Here is a 19112-nt window from a genome sequence, read left to right as displayed (position 1 = left end):
CTTGTTTTTTCAGGTTGGTTTCATGAATTCTCGCGAAGGATTTTACAAGAACCGCTCTCGCGCCGAGATGTCTCGGTTCCATAGCGGCGTGTTCTCTCGAAGAACCTTCTCCGTAGTTTTCGTCTCCTACGATCAAGGAACCGATTCCCTTCGCCTTGTAAGCTCTTGCGGTTTGTGGAACCGGTTCGTAAGCGCCGGAAAGTTGATTCTTCACTTCGTTGGTCTTATCGTTAAACGCGTTGATCGCGCCGATCAAAAGGTTGTTGGAGATATTGTCCAAGTGACCTCTGTATTTCAACCAAGGACCCGCCATGGAGATATGATCCGTCGTACACTTTCCCTTCGCTTTGATGAGAAGTTTCAGACCTTTCAAGTCGGTTCCTTCCCAAGGAGTAAACGGAGAAAGAAGTTGAAGACGATCGGACTTAGGATCCACCGCAACGTTCACCTTGGAACCGTCCGCCGCGGGAGCGATAAAACCCGCGTCCTTTACGTCGAAACCTTTCGGAGGAAAGTCAAGACCTTGAGGAGGATCGAGTTTTACTTCCTTTCCGTCCTTGCTCTTCAAAGAATCCGTAAGAGGATTGAAGTCGAGTTTACCGGCGATCGCAAAAGCGGTCACGATTTCGGGTGACGCAACGAATGCGTGTGTTCCCGCAAGACCGTCGTTCCGTTTCGCAAAGTTTCTGTTAAACGAAGTGATGATGGAATTCTTTCTTTCCGGATCTTTCGTCTGACGACTCCACTGACCGATACAAGGACCGCAAGCGTTCGCAAGAACCACTCCGCCTATGTCCGAGAAAGTTTTGATCAGACCGTCTCTTTCGATCGTATAACGGATCATTTCGGAACCAGGAGTTACGGTATATTCCGCTTTGACTTCCAGATTCTTTTCAGCCGCTTGTTTAGCGACGGAAGCCGCACGGGTAATGTCTTCGTAAGAAGAATTTGTACAAGAACCGATCAGACCCACTTCCAAATTGGTCGGCCAGTTGTTCTTTTGAACCGCTTCCTTGAATTTGGAAAGAGGAGTCGCGAGGTCCGGAGTAAACGGTCCGTTGATATACGGCTCGAGTTCCGACAAGTTGATCTCGATGACTTGGTCGAAGTATTTCGCCGGGTCAGCATAAACTTCTTTGTCTCCGTTTAAGTGTTCCGCGATTTTGTCCGCAAGTTCAGCGACGTCTTTGCGATTCGTGTTTAAGAGATAATCTCTCATGTTCTTATCGTAACCGAACACGGAAGTGGTCGCTCCGATCTCGGCGCCCATGTTGCAGATCGTTCCTTTACCGGTACAGGAAAGACTGTCCGCGCCTTCGCCGAAGTATTCCACGATCGCTCCGGTTCCGCCTTTCACGGTGAGAATCCCCGCAACCTTTAAGATGATGTCTTTTGCGGAAGCCCAACCGGAAAGTTTACCGGTGAGTTTCACTCCGATCAATTTCGGGAACTTCAATTCCCAAGCCATACCGGCCATCACGTCCACAGCGTCGGCTCCACCGACACCGATCGCGATCATACCCAAGCCGCCCGCGTTCACTGTGTGAGAATCGGTACCGATCATCATCCCGCCGGGGAAAGCGTAATTCTCAAGAACCACTTGGTGAATGATTCCCGCACCCGGTTTCCAAAAACCGATTCCGTATTTGTTCGAAACGGAGGAAAGAAAATCGTAGACTTCCTTGTTCACCGTGTTCGCGGTTTTTAAATCTTCGGCCGCTCCGTCCTTTGCTTGGATCAAGTGATCGCAATGAACGGTAGACGGAACCGCAACCTTGTCTCTTCCCGCGGACATAAACTGAAGAAGAGCCATCTGAGCCGTAGCGTCCTGCATCGCGACTCGATCGGGTGCGAAGTCTACGTAAGACTTTCCTTTTTCATAAGCGGCTTTCGGTTCGCCTTCCCAGAGATGGGAATAAAGAATTTTTTCGGTAAGAGTAAGAGGTCTTCCAACGACGTTTCTCGCTTTTGTAACTAGATCCCCGATCTTAGCGTATCGGGCGCGAATCATTTCTATATCGAATGCCATTGTTTTCTCCGTAGATAATTACCCGCCCCAAGAATGCCCTGAAGTTCATCGAGGAGGACAAGAACCTTAGACAAGCCCGGAGTGCGTAATGGAGTCGGCAAACTTTCCGAGCCTCAGAAAGGTTGGTGGTTGGGACAAGTTATAAAAACATGCTCTTTCAAGCATGTAGTTTGTATAGGATTTTTTAATTCAGTTCCGAATTCTAAGTTCGACGCGGCGGTTTTGCTCTTTTCCGTCTTCCTTGGAGTTGTCTCCGATAGGAACGCTCGCGCCTTTGGCGACGATCTCGAAACGATCCTTGGAAATTCCGTTCCCCGTAAGATAATCGCGGACCATCTCGGCGCGGAGTTGAGAAACCTTTTGATTCGCCGCTTCGGTTCCTTCCAAAGAAGTATGACCGATGATTTTGACGCGGATCGAAGAATCGTCCTTCATCCAACGAGAAAGCAGGTTGAGACTTGGTCTCGATTCTTTGTGAACCTGAATGCTGTTCTTTTCAAAGCGGATCACCTTGGATTCCACTTCTCGAAACTTAGGATTGGAAGAAAGAGCTTCGGAGTTTTCCTTGCCGAACCATGAGAAGGAAGACTTTGTCTCGGGTTGTTTTTCCTCTTTGGATTTGAGAATCGCAACCGGCCCCTTTGCGGTTTCGGCTTTTCCGTCCTCGATTTTCGCCGTGGAAGCGGAGGCGGTCGCGGAAGATTCTTCCTTTTCGCCCTTGGATTTTTCCGCGCTTGTTACCGAGGATTTCGATTTGGAACGAGCGAATTCCTCGGAACGGTTTTTGTTTTCACTGGAGAATAAGGTCCAAAAGAAATAGATCAATCCCGTAAGGATCAAAAGCCCCGCCAGAAAGATCAGGATCGGAACGGTTTTGTCCTTTTTCAAATGCGCTTTTGCCGACGGAGTCGGAATGTAATTCGTATAATCTTTCGCGGGAGTTTCGTAGACGTGGCCCTTGTCTTCGGACCAACTGGAAGGGAAGTTCGCGTCCGGAGCTTCTTCCTCGTCCACGACGATGGACTCGGACGAACCGGAACCCGCACCCTTCTTTTTCGATTCTTGGACTTTTTTTGCGGCCCACTTGCGGATCTCGGTGCGAAACCATTCGTCCGACTTCTCGGTGAATTTATAATTCTCGCGGATGTATTCGATCGTATGTTTTTCGATATCCGTATAATTGTTGTTATCTTTGACGGCCTTTAAGAGTTGTTTCGCGTCGTTAACCGAAATTCTTCCATCGCGTTTACCGGAAGTGAATTCTTCCGCGAGTTTAATCAACTCTCGATCGTATTTTCTACCTTTGATAGTTACGTAGTAGTTCTCTTTTTTCGCCATGGATCCCCGCCGCACCAAGATTTAGGGAAGAATTCTTTCCCTGCAACCAAAGTTTTACTCTCTTTTATAAGTTCGGTTCTAGAACCGGAATTGTTGAGTCGATAACGAACATCTTTGCTGTGCAAAGAGCCCCCAATGCGCTTCGCAATTTCCGGCTACTCCGCTTCGGACTCAATCACGCTTCCTATGAGTCGCGTTATAGGTCGCGTAATATGTAATATGGACTGATTTCCCGAAGAGATTTCCCGCCAAGAATACAAAGCAAAAGCCGGTCCAAGCCGATCGAAATTCCGGAACATTCGGGAATCCCCTCTTCCAGCGCGCGTTCCAGACCGCGATCAATCTCGAAAACTTCCTTCCCTAAATTCTTTCGGAGTTCCTGTTCAGAACGAAAGCGGGAGATCTGTTCGATCGGATCGGTCAATTCCTGAAACGCGTTTCCCAATTCCAGATTTCCGTAATACAACTCGAAACGTTTCCCGAAACCGGATTCGATTTTGGAAAGAGCCGCGAGTTCCGGCGGATAATCGTATAAAAAAGTAAAACCTTTCGGAAGATGCGCCTCCACTAAGTTTAAGAATACAATAAAAAACGAATCTTCGTAAGCTCTTTTTTCCGCCGGAATCTCGCTCAGTTTGTTGAGCGAAATCGTACGATCGAGTTCCTCTTTGGAAATTCCGCAACCCGCAAATTCCTTGAGCGCGTTTTCCACGGAGATTCTCCGTACGTTCTTCGGATCGAAACCGAAAGGATGAAATTCCCGATCCAAAAATTCCAAAAGTTCCGTACAGAAATCCATAAGGCCGTCGAGTTTCATACCGACCGTATAAAACTCCAACATCAAAAACTCGGCGCTGTGATACGGACTTCCTTCCTCGCCGGAACGAAACGTATGAGCGATTTCGTAGATTCTTTCCAAACCCTTGGACAAAATTTCTTTGAGGGAATATTCGGGAGAAGTGATCAGATAACCTTTTTCTTTTTTCGAGGGAGAATGTACCAAAAAAGGATCGAGATACGGTTCCATCGAAGGAACGGCTTTGAGAAAGGGAGTGTCCGTTTCCAAATAATTTCTTTCCTCGAAAAATCGGCGGATCGCGGATAAGAATTTGGATCGTTTGACGAGCATCTCCCGGCTGAGTTCGTTCATCTGAGTTTCGATTTTCCTCTTGATTCGTTTTTAAAAATGCGGCGCAATGACTTTGTGGATCCGATTCAGAGATACGAACATTTTGAAATTCGAAAAAACCGTCAGTCCACCGAGGTGATTCCCTTGGTCGCGTCTTTCGACGAGTTGGCTTTCGACGAATTAAAATCCGTGTTCGCGCTCGTATTCTATCAATCCAGTTTTCATGTGAAAATCAATCTGAGCGGAGTCAAGGTTTTGCCGCTTCCGGTTGCGATGAAAATTCTTTCGTTTGCGTTCGATCTTCGATTGAAAAACAGAACCTTGGTGATCTCCGGAGCCAGCGCCTCGTTTAAGAAGCTGATCCAATTCTATAGAATGGACAAAGCCATTCTAATCTTCTGAACGTCTTCTTTTTTCGTCCCTCTTCCAAGGTTGAAAGATCAGTTTGATTCCTAAGTTTCCCAATAGAAGAAGAAGCTTCGGAGAAATCTCCGTTTCCTTTTGGGAATAATCCGAGAACTCGACCGAGACATACATACAAAGAGGATGTTTCACCGCGAACTCCTTCACCTTGTGCCGGGAAGGAAGAACCTTTTCCAATATTTGAAGAATATGATCTTCTAATGGAGCTTGCGCGTCCAACGTCGAGTGCAACTGCCAATGACCGAAGCTCAGTGGTTTTCCTTCCTTGTCCGTCGCGGCTCTCGGAGTACTAAAATCGGGCTTGAGGTCCAATTGACGAGTAACGGACTCCGAATCGAGACCGTCTTCGTTCACCGAAAGAATCGCCCACGTGAGCGGATAAGACAACGCGTTGCTCATAATTTTTTACACACTTTCAAACTTATATAATATTTGATTATAAATTACCACAAACCATAGTTTTATCATCGTTCGTCGAAGAAACTCGAATTCTCGAATTCATGATTCGCTTGAGAATCTGGTAAAATTGTGGCGAATAAAAAAAATTCCTTTATTAACATTTCATCGGTTTTATCTGTTGCAGATAAGGTAATTTTATCCTCTAATCTCTAACGGGGGCTTGGTAATGAAAACAATTTTAGTCATCGAAGACGATCCGGATATCGGAAATTTAATCCGAAAATCCTTGGATTCGGCGCACTACTCAACTACTCTTCAAACGAGCGGCGAAGAAGGTCTCAAATTCTACAAAGCCAATCATCCCGACATGGTTATCTTAGATCTTTCCCTTCCCGACATAGATGGAATCGAAGTTTGCAGAACGGTAAGACGCAACGACGAAAACACTCCGATTTTCATCGTTACGGCAAGAAACGAAGAAATCGACAGGATTATGGGACTGGAATTGGGCGCGGATGATTACATTACGAAACCCTTTTCCGCTCGAGAACTCAAAACAAGAGTGGATGTGTTTTTTCGTAGATGGGACAAAAAAGCGGGAATCAAACCGAACGTAGGCGCGAGCGGGGAAATCATCCGCGGTTCTTTGAAGATCGATCCCGTCCGCAGAAGAGTGACCCTTAAGGACAACATCGTAAACATCTCCCGAAAAGAATTCGATATTCTGCAACTGATGGCGGCTTCTCCCGGAAAGGTTTTTTCCAGAGAAATGATCCTCGAAGCGGTTTGGGGAATGGAGTGGGACGGCTTTGAAAGAATGATCGATTCTCACGTAAAAAGAATCCGCTCCAAACTCGAAAAGAATTCCGCACAACCGGAATGGATCGAAACGATCTGGGGAATCGGCTATCGTTTTACGGACAACTACGACAATATCGTAATCCCCGATTGATTTCCGTTTAAAAAACGAGCCCTATAAAGCGAACTCGGATGCTCCTTACAGGGAGGCATTTTATTGAGTTCAAAAGTAAAAAGCCCGGTTCATTACCGGGCTTTTTTGTTAAGCGAAGACGATGCGTCGATTTTTTAAGAAACAAATACCAGCGCGATTTACGAATGAAACACCTTCTCCGTTTCTTGAACGAAACGAAGATCCAAATCGGTGATCGTCTTTTTGGAATGAGTGAAAATTTCCACGGTTACTTTTCGATACACGAGAAGAATGTCCGGATGATGATCCATTTTTTCTGCGAGATCCGCGAGCGAATCGACGAACCTTACACCGCCTAAGTAATCGTTAAACGAATACGTCTTTGATAAGAACGGAGCCTCTTCTCGGAACCGCACTTCCCATCCCGAAGGAATCTTTTCCTTGAGATCGTTCAGTTCCGAAGAGTTCATAAAAACTTAGAAAACCTTTTTGAGGGTTTGTTTGATTTTTTCCGCGTCGTCGACCGCGCCGTTGGAAAGTGATCCTGCTCTCGCCATAAGATTGACCGCGCCGTCCATTCTTGCTTTGAGCTCTTCGATCTTTTGAAGTTGCTCGTTCAAGAATACGATCTTGGAATCCAATTCCATCTCCCTTCTTTCGAGAAGAAGTTTGAAGTTGTCCAATTCCTGGATTTTCTTCCGAGTCTTTTTTGCCTCGGTATCCACGTCTTTTCTATAATACTTTTCGAGTTCCTTCTCCGCTTGAAGATGTCGATCCCTTTCGGCTTTGAATTCCCTTTTCATCAATTTCAGGGCTTGGCGATACGCCTTATTGAAGATTCTTTGCTTTTGACGTCTTCTCAGACGAACCAGCTTGCTGATCCAATTCATACGTTTGTCCTGGTCTTAGGATTGATTGTTACGCGAAAGATTTTCACTTGGGAACGAAGGTTCGTTTTCGTTCGATTCTTTTCCGAACGGAAAGGTTCCGGTCATTCCGCCTTTTCTGGAATGGATTCTTCCATTCTTTTATTTAGACTCCAAAATTCGAGAGAAAAACCTAATCCCGGAACGGCGAAAGTGGTTGATTCCACAGATGGAAAACTTACAAAAAGAATCGGGAGGAATCATCCATGACATCCAGAGCGGAAGATTTCAATGAAGAAGTAGAATCCTTAAAAGACAAAGCGAAAAGAATTACCGGAAAAGCCCGCGAAGAATACTTGGAGCACGTTTCCGATCTCAAGGAAAAGATCAAACAGATCTCCGGGGACACGTCCGAAAAGGCGAAACAAATTATTGATGAAACCGGAACCTACATCAAGGAAAATCCTCAGAAAGCGGCGTTGATCGGACTCGGAGTGGGACTCGGACTCGGGCTTCTTGTCGGAATGCTGATCCGCAGAAAATAATCATCCACCGGGAACCGATGGCAAAAAAAAGAAAACAGGATTCCTCGCAGGAATCGTATGACAACGAATATACGAAAAGAGGAAACGATCTCAAATCGCATTTCCTCTCTTTGGTCGATTCCATTCTGGAATACTTCCAAACCCTACTTCTCTACGGTCAAAAATTCTTAACAAAACGATTTCAAGCGGGAATCCAAGCCTACATCTTTCTCAAGATCGGTTTGTTCTTTCTCGCGTTCGGTTCGTTCGGTTTATTGGGAGCGTTATTCGTATTCTTGTATAGAATTTCCGGAGGGGATTTTCTCATCGCAAGTCTCGGAACGGGCGGCGCCAGTTTTTTTCTCTCCGTTATCTTCCTTTGGTTGGCCGCTTCTTCTCTTAAGATCAAGGATCGTTCATGAAAGAATTTCCGGATCTGAATCCTTTCGACGGAAGCGATCGTTTTTTAGGAAAGGATCCTTCCGATATGAGCATGGAAGAATTGAAACTCTATCTTCACATTCAAAAACTGAGAGTGCGTTTGGAGTTCGAAAAATTCCAGTCTTCGATCAATTATACGGGAATGATCGTGGACGCTTTGGAAAAACTGGGCATGGGAGAATTTTTACAATCCTTTCTCAAGGTTCCGGATAACGTGGATCCGCCCGAGGAACTTTAGTCGATCGAACTTTTGTAGGAACTCCTATATAGAATGCGGTCCTCAGAGAGAATTCTGTTCGAGTTGATCTTATAGTGAAACGGCGGCGCCCCACCCTGAATTGGGTGGCGGTGGCGGGCTTGTGGGAGAAAATCCCGATAAAATCTCCCTTATCAGAAAAACACACTTTCCGCAACCCCTTTTCCCCGCGTCAAAATGTAGGAACTCCTACATTTCCGGCTCAATACTTCGCTTGCATCCTTGTTGATTGTTTGTTCGTAAGGCGCATAACGTTTTCGAATTATAAAAACAAACAAAAGGAAATCCATGAGCAATCCCATCTCCAAAGCGAAAAAACTCGTTCTCGAATATCCTTATCCCGAAGGTCTTTTGGATCAGATTCCCGCGGAAGGGACTTACTACGACGGATCCTCTTCGATCTACTTCGGAGACGACGAAAAAGTGACTCCGAAAATTCTTTCCAAAGCATTAAGTTACTACATAGACATCGAAGAGAAAGAAACCTCCGAAGAAAAAATTCCACTCGGAGCCTCCAAGATCAAAGGACTTCCCCATCTTCCCGACGCGGGCTTCTGGCCGGCGAAAACCTACTTCTTTGCCCAACTCAATCTCACCGATTTCAAAAAATACGACATCGAAAACCTATTTCCTGAAAATGGAATATTCTATATTTTTGATACGGTAGAGGGAGAATTCATCGTGAAATTCCACGAAGGTCCGATCGACAAACTCAAAATTGTCGATTATCCGAACGAGGATTCTCTTCCCGAAGCGGAATACTACTTGGAAGAATACAGGGACGTAACGTATCGACTTTCCTTCAGTCCTCAATTTTTATTCTATGTGGCGGGAGACGCATACGACTACAGAACGATCGCAAAGGCTCTTCCCGAAGATCTCTACGAACAGTTGAAGAAAATCTTAAACGCGGAACTTTCGACTTGGAGTCCGAGCCTTCGGATTTTCGGAAGACCCTTGTTTTGGCAGGGAGAAGACGAAATTATGAACGACGAAGAGTTCAAAGACGATGAAGAAGAGAACGAAGAAGACGAACATGAGGAAAAATACAATTCGAACAACGACGCCGATTCAACTTCGGAGGAGAATTCAGAAATTCTAATCTTTCATTCCGAAATCGGAGAAGGTCATTTTCATATTTGGATCGATCGAAACGACCTGAAGAACAAAAAATTCGAAAAGGCGTATTCGACCTATTCGGGAACGTGAGACGATCGTACGATACGTTAGACGATATTTCAGATTCAACGGCTTTTCTTTCAACGAAATTGAGCCGTTTCGAAACGCGAGGCTTCTTCCTTACTTGGAAACGTCGGAAGCGTCCACCGCGGGATACGTTTTCACTTCCCGGATCTGAATCGTTTCGACTCGATCTTCACCCGCGATGATATCCGACAAGATCACGACCTGATCTCCATCTTCGATTCTCCCCGCTTTTTTTAGGGTTTCGATCGCAAGTCGAATCGTCTTTTCGGGATCTCTGGAAAAGTCGATTCGATACGGAATCACGCCGCGGGTCAGCCATAGCTTACGGCGAACCGTGGTCATATTCGTAAACGCGTAAATCAAAGGATAATGCGGATGAAAACCGGCGACGTTGAGCGCGGTCGTTCCTCTTCTCGTAATGACGATGATCGCGGGGCACTTTAAAGAATCCGCAAGTTCGGAAGCGGATCTCGCCATCTGTTCTTTTTTGTCCTGAGGAATCTTATCCTTAACGTAATCCACACCGCCCGTTTTCTCGACACGTTGTGCGATCTTGTCCATCATCTCTACACAACGAACCGGAAACTTTCCTGCCGCGGTTTCGCCGGACAACATGATCGCATCCGCTTCTTCGTAGATCGCGTTTGCTACGTCCGTCACCTCCGCTCTCGTGGGAGAAGGATTGTTGATCATCGATTCCAAAAGGTGGGTCGCGACGATGACACGTTTTCCTCTGAGCGCGCATTCTTTGATGATGGCTCTTTGCAGAATCGGAAGTTCTTCGATCGGAACCTCCACGCCGAGATCGCCCCTTGCGACCATCACGCCGTCGGACGCGGCGACGATCTCTTTCATATTCCGAACCGCTTCTTGATCCTCGATCTTCGCGATGATCTGCGCGTGGCCTTCGTTTTCTTCTATGATTTGTTTTAACTGATTGATGTCTTCGACCGAACGTACGAAGGAAAGAGCGATAAAGTCCACGTCTTCTTCGAGTCCGAAAAGAATATCCTTATGATCCTTTGCGGTAATCGAGGGAAGATTGACCCGAATCCCCGGAAGATTGATATGTTTTCTCGAACCGAGTCTTCCTCCGTCGAGAACCTTGCACTTCAAAGCGGAATCGTTGATCTCTTCCACGACCAAGTTGATGAGTCCGTTGTCCACTGTGACCGGATCTCCGACTTTCAAATCCTTCACGATGTCCTTGTAGTTTACGAACACGGATTGTTCTTCGGATTCTTCTCCGGGAATGATATGAAACGTGAACGTTTCTCCGACCTTCAAATCGAGATGATCCACTTGAAGATCTCCGGTTCTGATCTCCGGACCTTGCGTATCCAACAAAATCGCGATCGGATTTTTCAGAACGTCCTTATTGAGAGCCTTAATATTGCGAATGATACTTCTATGAAAGTCGTGATTCCCGTGGGACATGTTCAAACGCGCCACGTTCATCCCCGCCTCGGCCAAAGCCTGAATCATTTTTTTATCGGCGGTCGCGGGCCCGATCGTGCAGATGATTTTGGTTTTTCTAAATACGGAGGATTCGCTCTTCATGTAGTACCTTTATTCGGGAGAGCGGGACTCAGGACAATCTGGAATCAGATTTTAGGCAGGGTTTTCTTCAGAAAATCGTCGAGAGAAATACAGAAGTCGAACAAATCCTGATCGGGCATACTCGCGTCTTTTTGTTCGTTGATGATCGAGGAAGACTTTTCCATCAAGTCCCTTCCGTTTTTCTTGAGATAACGTCTGGTGATGAGAATCGGAAACGTATATCGTTCTTCCTGATTTCTCACCATAAAGGAGAAGATTTCGTTCTTCCCGAATTTTTTGAGAAAGTTGATCAGACCTTCCTCGTCGATCTCTCCGTCCATCTCGTAAAGAAGAATGTTTCGATCCGGATATTGTCTGCTCGACCAATAATCGTCCAGAATATCGAGAACCCGTTCCAGAAGTTTCGCGTTTTGCGGATCGACTTCCTTGTGAACCGGAGCCGAAGGAATTTTGTCGTCCTTCGACTGAGCCGCGGCTTGTTTGCGCGCATTCTTCTCCGCGAGTTCTTTTGCTTCTTTTTCCTTAACCCGTTTTTCGGCGAGTTTGGAAGCGTCTTCCTGAATCTTTTTGGTGCGCGCTTCGATGACTCGTTTGTTGAGTTCGACCGCGTTGTGTGCGCGGATCTGTTCCGCTTCGAACTTATGAACGGTCGCGTTTCCGAAGATGTTTCTCCAAAGCCTCGTAAAAAAAGGAAGATATTTAAACAGACTGGATAATTCGAGTTTATCGAAAGCGGCCGCGGCCTCGCGGTTATCTAAGAAATCCTTGATCTTCATTCGATCGAGAATTCGGATCTCGTTGTCGTTTCCGGTCGAAGCGAAAATTTTTCTCGCGGCTTCGATCGCGCCCGCGACGGAAAGTTTATGGAGAACGTAGTTGTACAAAGCGTTTTTGTCAGCGAACTCGGTGTGAAGAATCTGTTCGTGATTGGCGACGAGCGCGCGTATGTCCTCTTCGATCTGTTGTCCTCGAAAGCGGAGAAAGTTCAGATCCACGAGACGGTTCGCCGATTTGATATAATCCAGGATTTCGTTGAGTTTGACCTTCTTCTCTTCCTTTTCCTTTTTCTCCTTGTCTTCCTCTTCGAAGTGAATGAGAGCCAGAAGTTCTTCCATGGCGGTTTTTTGATCGCCGTAGGCGGGACTCAGATAAGGCATAATGGAATTGACCAAGGTTCGGGTGTTTTCCTTTTCCTCGGCTGTCAACGCGCTCACGGCTCCGATCTTCTGCAGTTCGGGCACGAGACGATCCATTAGAAAAGTCTTATATGCTTCGATTCTCGCGAGAATCTCTTCCTGAACGTTGTAATAAAAAACGGAGCGATTGCCCGGATTGAGGGCTTGTTCGTTTCTGAAAAAGAACAGTGTTTTTTGTTCGACCAGTTTTTTGAGAACGGGTTTGAGATGAATGTTCACCGTAACCTGCTTTAAACCGGGAGTAACGTCCAAAGGATCGTTGAACAGACTTCCGATTTCGGTGGAAGCGTACGTATCCGTGAGTTTGTTTTCGAGAATCGCGGAATGAATTCGCTTAATAAATTCTTCCTTGCCGGGAAAAACCCTCTTTTCCTTGGCCCAACGTTGAATCGAGGAAAACGTGGTGAGATTTACCCCGTCCACATATCGATGACTTGTCGAAGCGTCCGTCGGTTGCGGCCTTGCAAACACGGGATTCAATCGAAGATAGGATTCGATCTTTCCGTCCGAGGCGTCTCCGGTCGGATTAAAATCCACCATGCAGATTTTTTTCACGATCGGAGGATTGTATTTCGTGCAGAGTTCTTTGAGATATTGGAGAATCTTGTCTTTTTCAAGATTCAATTCTCTCGCTAATTGATCGGCGTTGGGAAGAATTTTGTTCGCTACGTATTTATCCGTCCAATCGCCGATTACGAGCAGAAGTTTGTGAATTCCCTTGTACTGGAAATCGCCCCTGGACTCAAGTGACTGAGTCAACTGCAATGCAGTATTATAATCCGCTACTTTGAGTTCAGGAGACTGAGGTTCCAACATGGAATGACAGTATCATCCAAGGAAATTTTTTTTGTAAAGAAGTTCTGCATTTAATAATGCCGCTCCCGCCGCTCCACGGATCGTGTTGTGGCTCAAGACGACATATTTCCAATCGAAGATCGGATCGGGACGCAAACGTCCGATCACGGTCGTCATTCCCTTTCCGGTTTCGAGATCCAATCTCGGCTGAGGTCTGTCCGCTTCTTCTCTATAAAGAATCGGAGGATTCGGAGCCAAAGGCAGTCCTAACTTCTGAGGTTCGCCGGAAAATTCTTTCCAAGCGGAAAGAATTTCTTCCTGAGTCGGTTTCTTTTTAAATTTAACCGAAACACAAACGGTATGACCGTCGAAAACCGGAACACGATTGCAATGCGCGGAAATCGGGAAATCGGCGTGAACGATTTTACCATTCTCCACTTTACCCAAACATTTCAGAGGTTCGATCTCCGCTTTTTCTTCCTCGCCGCCGATATGCGGAACCACGTTTCCTAAAATATCCATCGTAGGAACGCCGGGATAACCCGCGCCGCTGATCGCCTGCATGGAAAAAAGCATAATGGATTCGATTCCGAAACGATCATAAAGAGGTTTGAGAGAAATCGTAACGCCCATGATGGTGCAGTTCGAGTTCGTAATAATTTTTCCTTTGGTTTTCTGAGAAGTCAGAACATCCAAATGGGAAGCATTCACTTCCGCGGAAAGAAGAGGAACCGTCGGGTCCATTCTATGATTTTTGGAATTGGAGATGATATGAATTCCCGCGTTCGCGTAGTTCGTTTCCACTTCGCCCGCGATACTCGCGTCCAAACCGGAAAATGCTAATGCGACACCCTTCGTTTTATCGGGATCGGGAGTTGTAATGACGATATTCTTTGCATAAGCGGGGATTTCGGAGGAGATTTTCCATCTCGTCTTCATTACATCACCGTACGTCTTGCCCGCGCTGTTCTCGGAAGCGCAGAGGTGTGTAACCTCAAAGTACGGATGATTATCCAGCAATTGAATGAATCGCTGACCTACGGAACCGGTGGCGCCTAAAACGGCAACTTTGACCCTGCTCATAATTTTAATTAAACGGAAAAACCCGCCCTCACAATCTTTGTTATTTGGCCGAATACGGCTTGTTTATCAAGGTTTTAAAGGATTGGCCCTTTGTCTTTCAGAAATTTTGACGAATTCTTTCGCATAAATCGAACTCATCTTCATCATTCCCGGAAAGGTAAAATGATGATAATCGCTGAAGTCTTGCATCGAGAGAGAATTCCGTAAATCGCTGAACGAAACTTCGTCTCCCGCAAGCCCTTGCAAGAAAGAAAGATGATCCCGATACCAATTCGAATCCTGATACCAGCCCAAGCTGATCGGATTTTCGGGATTGTTCACGATCCAGAGAGGAATTTTTTTCTCGCGCAAAAATCCGGAGAACTTCTGCAGATATTCGAAATGAAGAACCGGAACGAACTTCTCGTCCTTGATCCGAAACTTCGCGTCCCTCAGCGCGATCAGATAACCGATTCCCGGCCTTTGCGCATAATCGTCCAAAAGCCTAAAGTTAAAGTATTTAGAATATTCCAAATCACTCATATTCAAGTAACGCAAATCCTCGAGACGCTCTTCCCTCGTGTATTGCATGCCGTTTCGGGGAATATCCGTCCCGAAAGTTTGCTGAAGACGAACTCCCAGCCGGTCGTAGTTCCAATCCTTATTCTCGCCTTCCGCGTAAAAAGGAACCCAGGTATTGGAAAGTTCGGCAAAAACCGTCCCATCCGAATCCTCCGACGACAGATCGGGAGCGCGTTGGTCTTCCGACAAAAAGGATTCTTCAAAAAGAATCTTTTTCCATCCCGGTTCCGAAAACGTAAACGACTGAATCGCATTCTTTTTTTTGAATATGATTTTCAAAGGCCCCGAGGAAAGAATTTCCGGAACGATCTGAACGAGAAATCCGTTTTTTTTCATTCCCGGAGTCGGTCGAAAGGAAAAATTTTTGCCGGTCCATCCGAGAGAAGTGACTCGTTCCCGGATTTGAACCCCGTTGTAACCGTGATAACTCGTGTTTCTTCCGAACCGATGATCGTAAAGAGAACGAAGATTCTTCCAAAAAACATCCTTATATCCGTAAAATCCGAACACCGACGCCGCGAGATATTCGCTCGTTTTCGCAAATCCGAGTTCGGAAAAAAATTCAAGAGCCGTTTCGAACGGAAAGATAAAACGGGACTGAGGGGCCTCAAAAAAATTCAGCGCGTCCAAAAGAAGAATTTCACGATCGATCGTTTCGTTCTTATATTCCGGGTTCAAAGAATACGCGCGGTGTAATCTCCAATCGATAAAATTAATCGGAAATACGACGAAGTCGGGTTCGAGTTCCACGATCTTCTTACGGCAAAGCCACGCGTCCAAAGGAGTCATTCCCGCGTAGGAAAGAAATTCCACTTCCGTATCCTTTCCCGTCTTTTCCAAAATTTCCTTTCGAAAGGATTCTCGATCGAAAGAATAATGAGCGATACTCGAGCCCACGATCAAAATCCGAGGAAGACGTTTTTGTTTTTCCTTCAGCGAAAAGTATTCGTATAAAAAATTATAGAAGTGATTGGAACTCCAAGGGGATTCGTTCGGAACCTTCCAGATCAGAATCCTAAAAAAAAGAAAATCGAGTAGGAATAATACGAGGATTCCGGCGACTAAAAGCGCGCCGTGACCGACTTGTCCGGGCTTTTTGTTTTTCAAATCCGCGTTGTCCTTTTGTTGCAAAGTCGTCTTCCTCTGTTTCAAAACTCTGAAGCTACAAATTTCCAGAATTGCGGGGCTTGTCCAGGAACTTCTTTTCCGCTTTGTCTTGACTTCAACCCGAAGAAACTTGCATAAAGAAAACTCAAGAAAACATCGTTGCGGTTCGCGGCGTTTCGGATACCACGTTGAAATACATTCTAAGCCTGATTCTATTTTTTATTTCCTTATTGTATTCCCTCGCGTTCAGCCCCGAAGGAATTTATCTCAACTCGGACATTCTCTACATTCCGACCGTGGCTCTCGACGTATTCCGAGACGGAGGAAATTTTTTATTCTGGTCCTTTACTCCTTCTCCGTATTTTTTTCCGGACTTTCCGATCGTTTCCATTCTCCTTTGGATCTTCGGAAGCGCCGGGAAAGCGCTCGTCGTTTTCGCGTTTTTACAAACGATTCTCTTTACGGTTTTGACGGAACGTTTTTGGATTTATCTCCGGGAAGAAAAAAAGAGAAAACCTCTTTCCCGCAAAGAAGCGCGTCGCGTAAAATCCTGGGTTCTGGTTTCGATTTCGTTTTTACTCTTAGCCGCAAAAAACTTCCCGACTCTTTATATTCTCTTTCTTCCTTCCATACACGCGAGCGCCTTTTTGGTGACCTTATATGCCTGGCCCTTGCTTTCCAAAACATTCAAAAAACGTGAAGTATGGATCTTGTCTTTTTGGATCGCGTTGACGATCGCGTCTGATCGGATCCTTTTTGTGGAACTTGTGATTCCCGGAATTTTAGCCGGATTTTTACACCGAGATTCTGCCGGTTCCGTATGGAAACGTTTCTTTCCCGAAAGTTCCAAGAGATTATTGGTCGCGGGGATCATAGGTTTGATCCTTCATTCGATTCTTAAATCGTTTTTGTTCATCGAAAAATCGGGAAGAATTCCGGCGGTTTTATCCTTCGCGCAAATCGTTCGAGATATTTCCCGTTTTAAAGACGAGGCTTTGGTTTGGTTTTCTTCCGGGGGTGCGTCGGCGATTCCGGTTCCGGCGGTTTTGATTTCGATTCTTACGATCGCGCTCTTCTTCGCATTAACAAGAATGTATAAAACGAAATCGACTTCGTTTTTGTTTTTCTTTTTTGCAATTCTAACGTTTGCGCCCATTCTGACCGGAACATACATCGACGAATACAGCCTACGTTATGCGGCACCGGCCTTGATCTTGAGTCCGATCTTTCTCGTTTTTGTGGCGGGTTTTCCGAAACGAGGTTTAACTCTCTCCATCTTCGTTTTGTTTCTTTCCGTCTGGTTCCTCGGACAAAAATCTCCCGAAAACCCCGAAAATGCGCTTTTGCGACTTTTCCGGACGATACCACAGGAAGCGTCCTGTGTGGACAAAATCGCCAAAAATCGACCGATTTCTCTGGTCGTCTCCGATTTCTGGAACGCAAAAAGAATTCGAGTTTTTTCCGAAACGAAAATCCCCGCGGTTCACGTCGCCTATGGAACATTAGAAGGTTCGCATACGATTTCCAACCGAGAATGGTATCTCAAGGATTATCCGGGAACGATCGCGGTTCTCACCGAAGGTTTAGGAGAAGATCGGATTCTGGAAGTCTACGGAAAACCTTCCGATAAAACGCAATGCGGCTCGAAAGAATTTTACTTCTACGAGGATTCTCAAAAAATCCGAGAAGCCTTACGCAAACCCTTTCAAAAAACGAAGTAAAGAAAGGGTTTTGTTTCCACGGTCAAAACAACTCCGACGATAAAACCGAGCGCGCTTAAAAACGCAAAGATCGCCCAATGAAGATTCTCCCTAAAAAAGGAGAAAGATCCGGAAGATTCTTCCTTTTTCCCGATCCACGTCGCCAAACCCATAAAGAATAAAACGGTCAAAAAATGACTCTGCATCGTATATGTGGGTTCGATTCCCGAACGAAAGGAGAATAACGTCGTCAAAAGCCCCGCGGCCCCTTCGAAGGTTTTAGAGCGGAAAAAAATCCAAATCAAACATACGGAAAGAATTACAAAAATCTGATATAGGAATTTTAAACTTCGATCCAAACCCGAATTTTTTTCCCAGGGAAAACGTACAGCGTCGCGAAACCACCTTTCCATCGCCAAAAAGATCCCGTGCAGAAATCCCCAGATTACGAAATTCCAACTGGCTCCGTGCCAAAGCCCGCCGAGCAACATCGTAATCAAAAGATTCCGATAGGTGATCCATCCCGTAATTCGATTTCCTCCGAGCGGAATATACAGATATTCCCGCAACCAACCGGAAAGGGAGATATGCCATCTTCTCCAGAAATCCGAAAAACTCGACGCGGTATAAGGAAGCCTAAAATTCTCGGGCAAACGAACTCCCAACAGAAGAGCGGAACCGATCGCGATGTCCGTATAACCAGAAAAATCGCAATAGATCTGAATCGCATAAGAGAATACGCCCATCCACGCAAAGAGCGAAGAAACCGTTTCCGGAAATTGATAAGCGAAGTCGGAAATCACGGAGATTCGATCCGCGATCACCGCCTTCTTCACGAATCCCAAAAGTATCAGCCAAATTCCTTCCCGAAGAGGAACGTTCTTCCAAGAAAATAGATCGCGAAGCGCGGGCAAAAGAATTCTCGCGGACACGATCGGACCGGCGACGAGTTGCGGGAAAAACGAAAGAAATAGGGCGTATCGCAGAAAATTCCGTTCGGGTTCGATCTGTTTTCGATAAACGTCGATCGAATAACTCAAGGACTGAAACGTATAAAACGAAATTCCAACGGGCAAAATCACCTTCAACGCGGGCGCGGAAATATTCCAACCCAGAGAATGAAACAAAGCGAAAAACGAATCTGTAAAAAAGTGGAAGTACTTAAAAAATCCGAGCACGGACAAGTTTCCGAACAGGGAAAGAAACAGAAGAATTCTTCGAGCGCGAAGATTCTCCCTTTCGCCGAGCGCGTTTTGCGCGCCTATACCGAGTCCTACGAAATAATCCAAGACCGTCGTAAAAAGAATCAACGCGCCGAAACGATAATCCCAAGAAAGATAAAAAAAGTAACTGACCGAAAGTAAAAAATAAAGAACGAAAGAATTCTTCTTCGGATAAATCGCCGCGAGAATCCATCGAACGCACCAAACGATTGCAAAAAAAAGAAAGTATTGTGGAGTCGTAAAATTCATTGTGAAGTCGAAACTGCGTCCGAATCCAGAATTCCCGCAAAACGGAAATCCTCCAGCCGTTTTTCGATTCAACGAACCTCTTAAGGAGAAAAGAAT

18 protein-coding genes are annotated in these 19112 nt (G+C 45.8%); 7 read left to right on the top strand and 11 right to left on the bottom strand.

The annotated features are described in order from the left end of the window. The 3 genes from LEP1GSC052_RS01990 to epmA all read right to left on the bottom strand — a co-directional run. On the bottom strand, positions 1–2029 hold a 2029-nt coding region (locus LEP1GSC052_RS01990; protein ID WP_020985376.1), incomplete at its 3' end, for an aconitate hydratase. Between the two features lie 189 nt (positions 2030–2218). Next, positions 2219–3367 (bottom strand): OmpA family protein, encoded by a 1149-nt coding sequence (locus LEP1GSC052_RS01985; protein WP_010572554.1) that lies wholly within the window; start codon positions 3365–3367, stop codon positions 2219–2221. Positions 3368–3563: 196 nt separating this feature from the next. After that, the gene (gene epmA, locus LEP1GSC052_RS01980; protein ID WP_341853228.1) at positions 3564–4541 is read right to left on the bottom strand and encodes an EF-P lysine aminoacylase EpmA; all 978 of its coding nucleotides are present in this window, start codon (positions 4539–4541) and stop codon (positions 3564–3566) included. Between the two features lie 30 nt (positions 4542–4571). On the opposite strand from epmA, the gene LEP1GSC052_RS01975 reads away from it, so the two are divergent. Continuing rightward, positions 4572–4898 carry an anti-sigma factor antagonist gene (locus tag LEP1GSC052_RS01975; RefSeq protein WP_010572556.1) on the top strand — a complete coding sequence of 109 codons (327 nt, stop codon included), beginning with the start codon at positions 4572–4574 and terminating at the stop codon, positions 4896–4898. Here the strand turns inward: LEP1GSC052_RS01975 and LEP1GSC052_RS01970 are convergent. Continuing rightward, on the bottom strand, positions 4887–5306 hold the full coding sequence (locus tag LEP1GSC052_RS01970; protein WP_205872866.1) for a DUF4279 domain-containing protein: 420 nt from the start codon (positions 5304–5306) through the stop codon (positions 4887–4889). The two genes, LEP1GSC052_RS01975 and LEP1GSC052_RS01970, sit on opposite strands and share 12 nt — an antisense overlap. Before the next feature lie 238 nt (positions 5307–5544). Here LEP1GSC052_RS01970 and LEP1GSC052_RS01965 point away from each other — a divergent pair, with 238 nt between their 5' ends. Continuing rightward, the gene (locus LEP1GSC052_RS01965) at positions 5545–6270 is read left to right on the top strand and encodes a response regulator transcription factor (protein WP_010572558.1); all 726 of its coding nucleotides are present in this window, start codon (positions 5545–5547) and stop codon (positions 6268–6270) included. Between the two features lie 158 nt (positions 6271–6428). Here the strand turns inward: LEP1GSC052_RS01965 and LEP1GSC052_RS01960 are convergent, their stop codons facing one another. Together LEP1GSC052_RS01960 and LEP1GSC052_RS01955 are read right to left on the bottom strand one after the other, a co-directional pair. After that, positions 6429–6719, bottom strand: coding sequence for a 4a-hydroxytetrahydrobiopterin dehydratase (locus LEP1GSC052_RS01960; RefSeq protein WP_010572559.1), 291 nt, complete (start codon positions 6717–6719; stop codon positions 6429–6431). Between the two features lie 6 nt (positions 6720–6725). Then, positions 6726–7139 (bottom strand): hypothetical protein, encoded by a 414-nt coding sequence (locus tag LEP1GSC052_RS01955; protein ID WP_010572560.1) that lies wholly within the window; start codon positions 7137–7139, stop codon positions 6726–6728. A 242-nt stretch (positions 7140–7381) separates the two neighbouring features. Here LEP1GSC052_RS01955 and LEP1GSC052_RS01945 point away from each other — a divergent pair, with 242 nt between their 5' ends. The 4 genes from LEP1GSC052_RS01945 (at position 7382) to LEP1GSC052_RS01930 (ending at position 9545) form a co-directional block, all read left to right on the top strand. After that, positions 7382–7660: a DUF883 family protein gene (locus tag LEP1GSC052_RS01945; RefSeq protein ID WP_010572562.1), complete on the top strand. Its 279-nt coding sequence runs from the start codon at positions 7382–7384 to the stop codon at positions 7658–7660. Positions 7661–7677: 17 nt separating this feature from the next. Continuing rightward, positions 7678–8061, top strand: a complete 384-nt coding sequence (locus LEP1GSC052_RS01940; protein WP_020985415.1) for an LBF_4227 family protein — start codon at positions 7678–7680, stop codon at positions 8059–8061. Beyond that, the gene (locus LEP1GSC052_RS01935) at positions 8058–8318 is read left to right on the top strand and encodes a hypothetical protein (RefSeq protein WP_010572564.1); all 261 of its coding nucleotides are present in this window, start codon (positions 8058–8060) and stop codon (positions 8316–8318) included. Before LEP1GSC052_RS01940 ends, LEP1GSC052_RS01935 begins: the two co-directional genes overlap by 4 nt. A 306-nt stretch (positions 8319–8624) precedes the next feature. Continuing rightward, positions 8625–9545, top strand: a complete 921-nt coding sequence (locus tag LEP1GSC052_RS01930; protein WP_010572565.1) for a DUF1963 domain-containing protein — start codon at positions 8625–8627, stop codon at positions 9543–9545. Between the two features lie 90 nt (positions 9546–9635). On the opposite strand, the gene pyk is transcribed toward LEP1GSC052_RS01930, so the two are convergent. From pyk to LEP1GSC052_RS01910, 4 genes are all read right to left on the bottom strand, one after another. After that, the gene (pyk, locus tag LEP1GSC052_RS01925) at positions 9636–11102 is read right to left on the bottom strand and encodes a pyruvate kinase (RefSeq protein ID WP_010572566.1); all 1467 of its coding nucleotides are present in this window, start codon (positions 11100–11102) and stop codon (positions 9636–9638) included. Between the two features lie 44 nt (positions 11103–11146). Then, positions 11147–13114 carry a hypothetical protein gene (locus tag LEP1GSC052_RS01920; RefSeq protein WP_040912649.1) on the bottom strand — a complete coding sequence of 656 codons (1968 nt, stop codon included), beginning with the start codon at positions 13112–13114 and terminating at the stop codon, positions 11147–11149. Between the two features lie 12 nt (positions 13115–13126). After that, the gene (gene asd, locus LEP1GSC052_RS01915; protein ID WP_040912647.1) at positions 13127–14176 is read right to left on the bottom strand and encodes an aspartate-semialdehyde dehydrogenase; all 1050 of its coding nucleotides are present in this window, start codon (positions 14174–14176) and stop codon (positions 13127–13129) included. A gap of 66 nt (positions 14177–14242) precedes the next feature. Continuing rightward, positions 14243–15844, bottom strand: coding sequence for a hypothetical protein (locus tag LEP1GSC052_RS01910; protein WP_135608511.1), 1602 nt, complete (start codon positions 15842–15844; stop codon positions 14243–14245). Between the two features lie 188 nt (positions 15845–16032). On the opposite strand from LEP1GSC052_RS01910, the gene LEP1GSC052_RS01905 reads away from it, so the two are divergent. Further along, entirely contained in the window at positions 16033–17565 is a 1533-nt protein-coding gene (locus tag LEP1GSC052_RS01905; RefSeq protein WP_010572570.1) for a hypothetical protein, read from the top strand. Here the strand turns inward: LEP1GSC052_RS01905 and LEP1GSC052_RS01900 are convergent. Then, entirely contained in the window at positions 17550–19016 is a 1467-nt protein-coding gene (locus LEP1GSC052_RS01900) for an MBOAT family O-acyltransferase (RefSeq protein ID WP_040912645.1), read from the bottom strand. The genes LEP1GSC052_RS01905 and LEP1GSC052_RS01900 overlap by 16 nt on opposite strands. Between the last annotated feature and the right edge of the window lie 96 nt (positions 19017–19112).

Source organism: Leptospira kmetyi serovar Malaysia str. Bejo-Iso9 (genome assembly GCF_000243735.2).
Classification (GTDB): Bacteria; Spirochaetota; Leptospiria; order Leptospirales; family Leptospiraceae; genus Leptospira; species Leptospira kmetyi.
Note: the sequence above shows the minus strand (reverse complement) of the source record. Positions and strands in the feature narration are given on the sequence as shown.

Coding starts and splice junctions, on each gene's coding strand:
- LEP1GSC052_RS01985 (WP_010572554.1), bottom strand. CDS start 3,367: ATGGCGAAAAAAGAGAACTACTACGTAACTATCAAAGGTAGAAAATAC.
- LEP1GSC052_RS01965 (WP_010572558.1), top strand. CDS start 5,545: ATGAAAACAATTTTAGTCATCGAAGACGATCCGGATATCGGAAATTTA.
- LEP1GSC052_RS01960 (WP_010572559.1), bottom strand. CDS start 6,719: ATGAACTCTTCGGAACTGAACGATCTCAAGGAAAAGATTCCTTCGGGA.
- LEP1GSC052_RS01955 (WP_010572560.1), bottom strand. CDS start 7,139: ATGAATTGGATCAGCAAGCTGGTTCGTCTGAGAAGACGTCAAAAGCAA.
- LEP1GSC052_RS01945 (WP_010572562.1), top strand. CDS start 7,382: ATGACATCCAGAGCGGAAGATTTCAATGAAGAAGTAGAATCCTTAAAA.
- LEP1GSC052_RS01940 (WP_020985415.1), top strand. CDS start 7,678: ATGGCAAAAAAAAGAAAACAGGATTCCTCGCAGGAATCGTATGACAAC.
- LEP1GSC052_RS01935 (WP_010572564.1), top strand. CDS start 8,058: ATGAAAGAATTTCCGGATCTGAATCCTTTCGACGGAAGCGATCGTTTT.
- LEP1GSC052_RS01930 (WP_010572565.1), top strand. CDS start 8,625: ATGAGCAATCCCATCTCCAAAGCGAAAAAACTCGTTCTCGAATATCCT.
- pyk (WP_010572566.1), bottom strand. CDS start 11,102: ATGAAGAGCGAATCCTCCGTATTTAGAAAAACCAAAATCATCTGCACG.
- LEP1GSC052_RS01920 (WP_040912649.1), bottom strand. CDS start 13,114: ATGTTGGAACCTCAGTCTCCTGAACTCAAAGTAGCGGATTATAATACT.
- asd (WP_040912647.1), bottom strand. CDS start 14,176: ATGAGCAGGGTCAAAGTTGCCGTTTTAGGCGCCACCGGTTCCGTAGGT.
- LEP1GSC052_RS01900 (WP_040912645.1), bottom strand. CDS start 19,016: ATGAATTTTACGACTCCACAATACTTTCTTTTTTTTGCAATCGTTTGG.